Source organism: Mesorhizobium sp. M5C.F.Ca.IN.020.29.1.1 (assembly GCF_003997375.1).
Classification (GTDB): domain Bacteria; phylum Pseudomonadota; class Alphaproteobacteria; order Rhizobiales; family Rhizobiaceae; genus Mesorhizobium; species Mesorhizobium wenxiniae.
The window spans coordinates 1-7793 of sequence record NZ_RZSW01000285.1 but is presented as its reverse complement, the minus strand read 5'-3'; the positions used below and the strand labels follow the sequence as shown (position 1 = coordinate 7793).

General features: G+C 63.2%; 9 protein-coding genes. 3 read left to right on the top strand and 6 right to left on the bottom strand.

Going from position 1 to position 7793, the window contains the following annotated elements:
- Nucleotides 1–2587, top strand: a 2587-nt coding sequence (carB, locus tag EOA85_RS21360) for a carbamoyl-phosphate synthase large subunit (protein ID WP_127211068.1), incomplete at its 5' end; no start/stop codon positions are given.
- A gap of 190 nt (nt 2588–2777) precedes the next feature.
- Here carB and EOA85_RS21355 read toward each other — a convergent pair.
- On the bottom strand, nt 2778–3242 hold the full coding sequence (locus EOA85_RS21355) for a DUF6644 family protein (RefSeq protein ID WP_127211067.1): 465 nt from the start codon (nt 3240–3242) through the stop codon (nt 2778–2780).
- Nucleotides 3243–3632: a DUF6152 family protein gene (locus EOA85_RS21350; RefSeq protein ID WP_127211066.1), complete on the bottom strand. Its 390-nt coding sequence runs from the start codon at nt 3630–3632 to the stop codon at nt 3243–3245.
- Between the two features lie 315 nt (nt 3633–3947).
- Between EOA85_RS21350 and EOA85_RS21345 the strand changes: the two genes are divergently transcribed.
- Nucleotides 3948–4268, top strand: coding sequence for a DUF1476 domain-containing protein (locus EOA85_RS21345; RefSeq protein WP_065012025.1), 321 nt, complete (start codon nt 3948–3950; stop codon nt 4266–4268).
- Between the two features lie 148 nt (nt 4269–4416).
- Here the strand turns inward: EOA85_RS21345 and EOA85_RS21340 are convergent, their stop codons facing one another.
- The 3 genes from EOA85_RS21340 to EOA85_RS21330 form a co-directional block, all read right to left on the bottom strand.
- Complete coding sequence (locus EOA85_RS21340) at nt 4417–4968, bottom strand: DUF4142 domain-containing protein (protein WP_127211065.1); 552 nt, start codon at nt 4966–4968, stop codon at nt 4417–4419.
- 292 nt (nt 4969–5260) lie between these two features.
- Nucleotides 5261–6004 (bottom strand): DUF899 family protein, encoded by a 744-nt coding sequence (locus EOA85_RS21335; protein ID WP_127211064.1) that lies wholly within the window; start codon nt 6002–6004, stop codon nt 5261–5263.
- A 309-nt stretch (nt 6005–6313) separates the two neighbouring features.
- Entirely contained in the window at nt 6314–6736 is a 423-nt protein-coding gene (locus tag EOA85_RS21330; protein WP_127211063.1) for a lysozyme inhibitor LprI family protein, read from the bottom strand.
- Nucleotides 6737–6935: 199 nt separating this feature from the next.
- On the opposite strand from EOA85_RS21330, the gene EOA85_RS21325 reads away from it, so the two are divergent.
- The gene (locus EOA85_RS21325) at nt 6936–7283 is read left to right on the top strand and encodes a hypothetical protein (RefSeq protein ID WP_029350104.1); all 348 of its coding nucleotides are present in this window, start codon (nt 6936–6938) and stop codon (nt 7281–7283) included.
- Nucleotides 7284–7528: 245 nt separating this feature from the next.
- Here the strand turns inward: EOA85_RS21325 and EOA85_RS21320 are convergent.
- On the bottom strand, nt 7529–7793 hold a 265-nt coding region (locus EOA85_RS21320), incomplete at its 5' end, for a GNAT family N-acetyltransferase (RefSeq protein WP_164759783.1).

Here is a 7793-nt window from a genome sequence, read left to right as displayed (position 1 = left end):
GACGCTGACCGACAAAGAATATCAAATGATGCGCAATGCCTCGATCGCGGTGCTGCGCGAGATCGGCGTCGAGACCGGCGGCTCCAACGTGCAGTTCGCCGTGAATCCTGCAGATGGAAGACTTGTGGTGATCGAGATGAACCCGCGCGTCTCGCGCAGCTCTGCCTTGGCCTCCAAGGCGACCGGTTTTCCCATCGCCAAGATCGCCGCGAAACTCGCCGTCGGCTACACGCTGGACGAGTTGGAGAACGACATCACCGGCGGCGCCACGCCGGCCTCGTTCGAACCGTCGATCGATTACGTCGTCACCAAAATCCCGCGCTTCGCCTTCGAGAAATTCCCCGGCGCCGAGCCGGTGCTGACTACGGCGATGAAGTCGGTCGGCGAGGTCATGGCCATCGGCCGCACTTTTCAGGAATCGCTGCAGAAGGCGCTGCGTGGACTGGAAACCGGCCTGACGGGTCTGGACGAGATCGAGATCCCCGGCATCGGCCACGGGAGCACGCCAGCCAACCACGCCGACGACCGCAACGCCATCCGCGCCGCATTGGGCACGCCGACGCCCGACCGGCTGCGCATGGTGGCGCAGGCGATCCGCATGGGCACCTCGCTCGAAGATGTGCACGCCATGTGCAAGATCGATCCTTGGTTCCTCGAGCAGATCGCCGGCATCCTGGCCATGGAAGATCGCATCCGCGAGCATGGCATCCCGCAGGACGCCGCCAATCTGCGCATGCTGAAGGCGATGGGTTTTTCCGACGCCCGCCTCGCGTCCCTGGTCAGGAAAGACGTGGAAGAGATTCAGAAGATTCGCGAAAAGCTCGACGTTCATCCGGTTTACAAGCGCATCGACACCTGCGCCGCCGAGTTTGCCTCGCCCACCGCCTACATGTATTCCACCTATGAGACGCCCTTCGCCGGCGCGCTCGCCAACGAGGCGCAGGTGTCGTCGCGCAAGAAGGTCGTCATCCTTGGCGGCGGGCCCAACCGCATCGGCCAGGGCATCGAGTTCGACTATTGCTGCTGCCACGCGGCTTTCGCGCTGCGCGATGCCGGCTTCGAGGCGATCATGGTCAACTGCAATCCGGAGACCGTCTCGACCGACTACGACACCTCGGACCGGCTCTATTTCGAGCCGCTGACGTCGGAGGACGTGCTGGAGATCGTGCGCGCCGAACAGGCGTCGGGCGAGTTGGTCGGCGTCATCGTCCAGTTCGGCGGTCAGACGCCGCTAAAGCTCGCCGACGCGCTGGAGAAGGCTGGCATCCCGATCCTCGGCACCTCGCCCGACATGATCGATCTGGCCGAAGACCGCGACCGTTTCCAGAAGCTGCTGCACAAGCTTGGCCTCAGCCAGCCAAAGAACGGCATCGCCTATTCGGTCGAGCAGGCCCGCCTCGTCGCCGGCGAGCTCGGCTTCCCGCTGGTGGTGCGCCCGTCCTATGTGCTCGGCGGCCGCGCCATGCAGATCATCCACGACGAAAGCATGCTGCAGACCTACCTGCTCGACACCGTGCCCGGCCTGGTGCCGGAGGACATCAAGCAGAAATACCCCAACGACAAGACCGGCCAGATCAACACGCTCTTGGGCAAGAACCCGCTATTGTTCGACACCTATCTCTCGGGCGCCATCGAGGTCGATGTCGACTGCCTATGCGACGGCACGTCGACCTTCGTCTCCGGCATCATGGAACATATCGAGGAGGCCGGCATCCATTCGGGCGACAGTGCCTGCTCGCTGCCGGTGCACTCGCTGCCGTCTGACCTCGTCGACGAGCTGGAGCGCCAGACGGCCGCGCTCGCCCGCGCGCTCAATGTCGGCGGGCTGATGAACGTGCAATATGCGATCAAGGACGGCACAGTCTATGTGCTGGAGGTCAACCCGCGCGCGTCACGCACCGTGCCCTTTGTCGCCAAGACCATTGGCCGTCCCATAGCGAAAATTGCCGCCCGCATCATGGCCGGCGAAAAGCTTGAAGACGCCTTCGCCCATTACGGCGCCATGCCCGATCCCAGGCGGCCCGGCCACATCGCGGTCAAGGAAGCCGTCTTCCCCTTCGCCCGCTTCCCCGGCGTCGACATATTGCTCGGCCCGGAAATGCGCTCGACCGGCGAGGTTATGGGCCTCGACCGCGACTTCGCGCTGGCCTTCGCCAAGAGCCAGTTAGGGGCGGGCGTCGATCTCCCCCGCGCGGGCACGCTGTTCGTCTCGGTGCGCGACGAGGACAAGAAGGGCATATTGCCGGCGGTCAAGCGCCTGGCCGGCCAAGGCTTCAAGGTTATGGCCACCTCAGGCACCGCCCGCTTCCTCGCCGAAAACGGCGTCGTCGCGGAAAAGATCAACAAGGTGCTGGAAGGCCGGCCACACATCGAGGACGCCATCCGCAATCGCCAGGTGCAGATCGTCTTCAACACCACTGATGGCCAGAAGGCGGTGTCGGACTCGAAATCGCTGCGCCGCGCGACGCTGATGCAGAAAGTGCCGTATTACACGACGCTGTCGGGTGCGGCCGCGGTGGCCGAGGCGATTGCAGCGCTGAGGGCCGGGAGTTTGGAAGTGCGGCCACTGCAGGAGTATTTTGCTTAGGTGATTAGCCGATCTCCCTCCTTGTGGGGGAGATGGCCGGCAGGCCAGAGGCGGGCGCTGTCCCGCCAACGCTGCGATTCCTACAGCACCCTGATCCTTCGTGCCGATCCGCCTATCCCAGAGGGTGAAGAGGGCGTCCCAACCCGCCCGAGATTTGACCGCAAAACAGCTGTCTTTGCCGCCGCTCGCTCTAGTTGAGAAACCCGATAAACCGTCCCGCGAACAGCACCGACGTCCACAGCACAAGCGAGAGCACAGCCAGGATGGTCACGGTCCCACCGGCCGGCTCGTCGCCGCCTTTTGCGCGGCGCATGAAGACGAGGAAGTTGGCCCCGGCGAGAAGGATGAGTGTCATCTTGGCGAGAAAAATTGGTATCGCCGCATACTCGCTCGCCCTGACTGAAAAGAGCAGCGACCCCGTGGCAAGCGCGCCGGCGAACGCGGCCAATGCGGTGCGGCGCAGCAACGCGATGAACGCCGCGTAGGGCAGCGAGCGGAATGCGCCGAGGACCCTGAGGTCCATCAGCCAGACGCTGGTCAGCAGCGCGCCGATCGACATGATGTGCAGCGCGTTGACTATGGGATAGGTGACGAATGAGGCCTTCAGTGCCCGCACCAAGGCGAGTTGCTCGATGCCGGCGAGGAGCTCGTCCATTCAGGCCGGCGGGACGCGGTCGGGATAAACATCATAAGTCTTGCCATTGACGATGATGCGGGATGCTTTCATCCACTTCTCGGTCTCGTCTCGCGAGCGGTGGCCGATCGCGGTCACCTCGTCGCCGACTTTGGCGACCTCCTCGGTGAAGCCGGCGGCGATCGTCCGGGACGGCGGCGCCAAATCCACCCGCCAGACCTCGCCCTCTGCGTCGACATCCAGCGTGGCATGTGGATTGCCGATGTAGATGGCCGTGATCTTGCCCCGGAGTTCGAAGAACCCGTCCTGGGTCCACGACCAGCCGTGATGTGCATAGGCTACGGTGGCGGCGGCAAGAATCACTGCCGCTGCCAGCGTGACGCTGCGAAGCCCTTTGAAAGGTGACTGCATTGCTCGCCTCCTCACCCACCGCATTCGAGAGTAGGTCACGGCGCGGCAACGTCAAATCACATCGGTGCGAAGGCCATGGGCTACGGAGATCGATGCCGAAGTCAGCGCCGCCCCTCAACCCCCTGTCGGAACCTTCTCCCCGTGCTTACGGAGAGCGGGTAATGGTGAGGGGCAGCGCCAACCTGGAGCGATTGCCGTTCGGCAGGAACGGTCCGGTCTTGCTTCTGACATCTATGCACGCCATGTTCGGCCCCTAGCCCGCTCTTCTTCTCCATCGAATGAAGGTCGGAGACTCACATCTGAACGAGGCACACCATGAGCAGTATGAGAGACCGTCAGGAAGGCTTCGAAAAGAAGTTTGCGATGGACGAGGACACGAAATTCAGGGCCATGGCGCGCCGCAACAAGCTGCTCGGCCTATGGGCGGCTGAAAAGCTCGGCAAAACCGGTGAGGACGCCGACGCCTATGCGAAAGAGGTGGTGCGCGCGGACTTCGAAGAGGCCGGGGACGACGACGTGTTGCGCAAAATACGCGCCGATTTCGACGCGGCGGGCGTCGCCCAGTCGGATGTTCAGATTCGCGGCGCCATGGACGAACTGCTGGTGACCGCGGTCGAGCAGATCAAGAACACCTGAGAGCTGCGCCAGCCTAAAGCGCGTCGCGACGCGCTTTAGGCACTTGTTTTATGCGTGTCGTTATCCCCAAACTGCCGCGCATCCTCGGGTCAAGCCCCGGGTCAAGCCCGGGGGTCAAGCCCGAGGGCATGCTTTTGGGCGCCATGCATTAGCTGTGGGCGGCCACCAAATCCTTTATGCGCTTTTCGTGCGTCCGCAGCGTCGGTAGCGTCTTCTTGGCGAATTCCTTCAGCGCCGGGTCTTCGCCCGACTGCGCATAGGTGGAAAACAGCGCCAACGCCTGCTTGTGCGCCTCGGTCTGCAGGAGGATGTATTTCGCCTGGAATTCATCGCCATCCAAGCCCTTGAGCTGGTCGAGCATCGTCTGATCCCTCGGCAACAATGCGGGGCCGCTCGCCGTAACCGAGGCCGTGGTCTGGCTCTGTTCCAGAGCTGCCTTGAAATCCTCGCCAGCCTTGGTGTGATCCCTGACCATCATCGCGGCGAATTCCCTGACATCGGCGGCGACATTCTTTTGTTCGGCCAGCTTGCTGCTTTCAATCTCGAAGCGGTTGGCGCTGGGGACGGTTCTGGTGAAGGTCTCGGTCTCGATCTTGGTTTCGCCGACAGCCGGTATGTCGGCCGGCGTGGCGGATTGGGCGAAGGCCGCCGGCGTGCCGGCAAACAAAGCGACGATGGCAAGCGTGAGATGCGGTTTCACAGGAAATCTCCGGGTTTGTGATCCTCGAAGAGTCCAACGCGACACAAGCGGCGAAGTTGCGCGGAGATTGGAGCGCCCTCCCTTCTCCCCTTTGTTTGTGGGAGAAGGTGGCCTCGCGCAGCGAGGTCGGATGAGGGGTGTTCCAGCTTGGCGTTACGCCCACTCACAACCGCCCATCAGCGCCGAGAGGACGCACAATTGCCAACGCCTCATTTCTTCCAGCACCCCTCACCCGTCTCGGCGCTGCGCGCCGATCCACCTTCTCCCACAAGGGGGAGAAGGGAAGGCCCACTCAGTGGCAGCACGCGCCGGCATACTGCAGCTGCTCGTCCCAGTCCGGCCGGCCTTCAGGTGTGAAATCCATCAGGTTCCACAAGGGCTCGCAGGTGCCGACGGCGCGCGGGTCCTGGCCGGGTTCGGTGGGCGCGAAACCAAGCTCCGAACTCCAGAAATGGCGAATGCCGTCGGCGTCGCGATGGAACACCGACAGCATCGGCAACTGCGCACCATCGTCGGCCTCGGCGTGGTAGTCGCGCTTGAAGCTGTTGCCGGCCGAGGAGAGCAGCCGCATGTTCGTCCAGCCACGGTCGCGGCCAAGCGTGATCAGGTTTTCGAGCGCGGTCTTGCCCACCACGGCGAAGTTGAAGCCGGCGGCCTCGAGATGGTCGATGGCGCCGTCGAACTGATCGAGCAGCGCCGTGCAGGACGGGCATGGCTGGTCGGCCCGCGCGAGCTTGGCCGTGCCGCCGCTTGTCGCCACGTCGCGCGTCTCCTGCGGATGGCGCGGAAACATCATCGAGTAGACGATCAGTGTGTCCTTGCCAGGCGAAAACAGCTCCGACAGTTTTATCCGGGCCGGCTTGCCGTCGGGGCCAAGCCCGTCGAACACATAGTCCTCAGGCACCAGCCCGCCCGGCGGCAGTGCGCGACGGGCGACGGCTACATCCTCCATTGCGCGGCGCAGCTCGATCTCCTTCTGCAAAAGGGTTTTGCGGGCGGCGCGGTATTCCTGGGATTCGTTGGGAAAGGTGATCATCGTCATCTCCATCAGCCGTGCGTTTGACGACGCCTGCCTGTTCGCGGCAACGCGCCTTGCCTCTCAAGGACGCATCGCGAAGGACGGTTCCGACATTTTTGCACACGCAAGCGGCAGAAGTCCCCTCACCCAGCCTCCGTTTCGCTGCTGACCTCCCCCAAGGGAGAGGAGACTGTCAACGCCGGCGCCAACCTCTTCTCCCCGTCGGGGTGAAGGTGGCCGCCCACGGGTCTTGCCTCCGGCAAGCCCGAGGACAGGCTCCGCGGCCGGATGAGGGGGACCTCACATGGGATACCGGGACAAACGAAGTTACCGCGCCGCCGGCACCGGGCAGTTGGCATCGCCTTCCTGGCAATTGAGGTAGCCCTGGAAATCCCTCAGCCGGTTGTCGGTGACGGCCTCCTGGCAGCCGGCGACGACCATTGGATACATGCTGCCGGCCATGTCGGGCGGGCCGCCCTGAAATTTGCACTCGGCATCGCGGAAAGCGACCCAGGCGCGCTGCGCATCGACCAGCAGCTTCTTTGACGCCGCATTGTCCTTCAGCCGACCCTCGATCTGCTTGTAGGCGTCGTTGAGCTTTTTGTCGGCCTTCGCGAGCGACTTGCCGGCGCATTCGTTCATGGTCGTTTGATCCATCGCATTGGCGCAATCGTCGGCCGCCCGCGCCTCGTTGGCGAATAGCGGAACGGCGAGGATTAAGATGGCGAGGCCGGTTTTGGGAAGCCGCATCGTGTTTCTCCGATTTTCGAGGGCCCCCGCTGTAACAAAGCTTAACCGTGAGACGAATACAGGCAAGATGCAGCTTGTCGCTTTGGTGGACAGTTCCTTTCAGGCGGCTCCGACGACTGCGAAGCAATAGCGTTGCGGAACGGGATGCATCTCACCGCATTTTTCGTTCAGGATTATAGATCCATATCGGGGAGGAACCATGCGCGAAGCCGACAATGACGAAATCGACCTGCGCTGTCCGCAGATCGTTGCCGACAATGCCGCCATGGGCCTCAGGCTGCGCGGCATATTTGGTCGCGGCGGCACCGAGGTCGGGGTTGCGCGGGCGACCGAGCTCAAGAACCGCGATAAACTTTCGCCCTCCACCATCCAGCGCATGGTCAGCTATTTCGCCCGCCATGAGGTCGACAAGAAGGGCCGTAACTTCGGCAGTGAAGAAAACCCGTCGGCCGGTTACATCGCCTGGCTTCTATGGGGCGGCGACGAAGGCCGCTCCTGGGCGCTCGAGCTCAAGCAGAAGATCGGCAACGCGCCGACTGAGCGATAACAAAGCAGTTGGCCTTGGAAACAGGAAGATTCGCGGGCGGTGATAGGTAGCGTACGAGCAGGCGGATCCCGAACCCACCTCGGGACCGGCCGTGGAACGCGGCTGACACATGCCGGTGCAGCCCCTCCGACACCTTCCGCTCGTTACCCGATCGAACGGCGTGGCAGGGTGTTTGCATTTGCGGTTGGCGACCTATGTGAAGCAATACACTTTCCGCGGCGTGAGGGCGGAACCGACCAGCCGGGCTAGCCTTCCCAGTCGACTTCGAACATTCCCAGTCGCTCATAGAGCCTGACCGCGGCGGCATTTTCGACCGTGTTGGTTTTGAGATCGACATGCGCAGCGTCCCGTGCGCGAAAGGCGGCGAAGACGTGCCACATCAGCGCTTCGGCGATGCCTCGCCCGCGCGCCTCGGGATGGACGGCAAGGTCCTTCACGAACGTCCTCGTCCAGCACAGCGCCGCGCCCGCCAGCCGACCCTTGCTGTCGATGACTAGGAAACACAAGGCA